We start from the raw sequence: 876 nt of genomic DNA, 5'->3' as shown, positions 1-876 counted from the left end.
TGTCCGACCTCGACAAGCTGAACGACATCGCCGACAACATCAACGGCAAGTCCTTCTGCGCCCTCGGCGACGGCGCCGCCTCGCCGATCTTCTCGTCGCTCAAGTACTTCCGCGCGGAGTACGAGGAGCACATCACGGGCCGCGGCTGCCCCTTCGACCCCGCCAAGTCGACCGTCTGGGCGGACCAGCACACGGAGGTGAACGCATGACGGTGACCACCAGCGCTCCCTCCGGAGGCGGCGAGGCGGCGGTCCCGCCGGAAGATCTCGTCACGTTGACCATCGACGGCGCCGAGATCAGCGTGCCCAAGGGCACCCTGGTCATCCGGGCCGCCGAACAGCTCGGCATCGAGATCCCCCGCTTCTGCGACCACCCCCTCCTCGACCCGGCCGGCGCCTGCCGCCAGTGCATCGTCGAGGTCGAGGGCCAGCGCAAGCCCATGGCGTCCTGCACGATCACCTGTACGGACGGCATGGTGGTCAGGACGCAGCTCACCTCACCGGTGGCCGAGAAGGCCCAGCACGGTGTGATGGAGCTGCTCCTCATCAACCACCCGCTCGACTGCCCCGTCTGCGACAAGGGCGGCGAGTGCCCGCTCCAGAACCAGGCCATGTCGCACGGCCAGGCCGAGTCCCGCTTCGACGGCCGCAAGCGCACCTACGAGAAGCCCGTACCGATCTCCACACAGGTGCTGCTCGACCGTGAGCGGTGCGTGCTGTGCGCCCGCTGCACCCGGTTCTCCAACCAGGTCGCCGGCGACCCGATGATCGAGCTGATCGAGCGGGGCGCGCTCCAGCAGGTCGGCACCGGTGAGGGCGACCCCTTCGAGTCGTACTTCTCCGGCAACACCATCCAGATCTGCCCGGTCGGCGCGCT

At 68.6% G+C, this 876-nt stretch carries 2 protein-coding genes; both read left to right on the top strand.

The window, feature by feature from the left end; translation table 11 throughout:
• A partial coding sequence (locus G6W55_RS37900; protein WP_303049973.1) for an NADH-ubiquinone oxidoreductase-F iron-sulfur binding region domain-containing protein occupies positions 1–209 on the top strand: 209 nt, incomplete at its 5' end.
• The coding region (locus tag G6W55_RS37895) for a 2Fe-2S iron-sulfur cluster-binding protein (protein ID WP_175525094.1) at positions 206–876 on the top strand (671 nt) is incomplete at its 3' end. The genes G6W55_RS37900 and G6W55_RS37895, both read left to right, overlap by 4 nt.

This window comes from Streptomyces sp. CAI-85, from assembly GCF_013363615.1.
GTDB classification, from domain to species: Bacteria; Actinomycetota; Actinomycetes; order Streptomycetales; family Streptomycetaceae; genus Streptomyces; species Streptomyces antibioticus_B.
This window is presented reverse-complemented; position numbering and strand designations above follow the sequence as displayed.